1 protein-coding gene is annotated in these 512 nt (G+C 62.7%); it reads left to right on the forward strand.

All coding sequences use genetic code 11. The annotated features are described in order from the left end of the window. On the forward strand, positions 1-439 hold a 439-nt coding region (locus tag AC01FP_RS19025; protein ID WP_474482538.1), incomplete at its 5' end, for a DUF4112 domain-containing protein. Positions 440-512: the final 73 nt, after the last annotated feature.

Raw genomic sequence — 512 nt, forward strand, 5'->3', positions numbered from 1 at the left:
TTCCGGGCTGGAGGATTGCAGAATGGCCGAGCGGTCGCGCGCGCAAGTCATGGGTTTCGAATGGCCGACCGGCAGTGATCCGGCCTCGGTTCGCCAGCGGATCGAGGCGCTGGAAATGCTTCTGGAAAGCAGCTTTTCCGTGCCCGGCACCAACTATCGCTTCGGCCTCGATGCGGTCGTCGGGCTGGTCCCGGTGCTCGGCGACGCAGTCACATTCGGCATGGCCGCCTATCTGGTGTGGGAAGCAAGCAATCTCGGCATGCCCAAGTGGAAGCTGGTCCGGATGGCCGGCAATGTCGGGTTCGATGCCTTGCTCGGTGCGGTGCCGGTGGTGGGCGACGCGGCGGACTTCTTCTTCAAGTCCAACACCCGCAACCTCAGGATCGTGAAGGCACACCTCGACAAGCACCATCCGCACACCCGCGTCATCGAGCAGTAGTTTCATCGGCAACGTGTTCGCGCTAGGGCATGGCCCATGACGCAGGACGTTACCTATTCGAGCTACCTCGACC

The sequence above is a fragment of the Cyanobium sp. NIVA-CYA 375 genome (genome assembly GCF_056108345.1).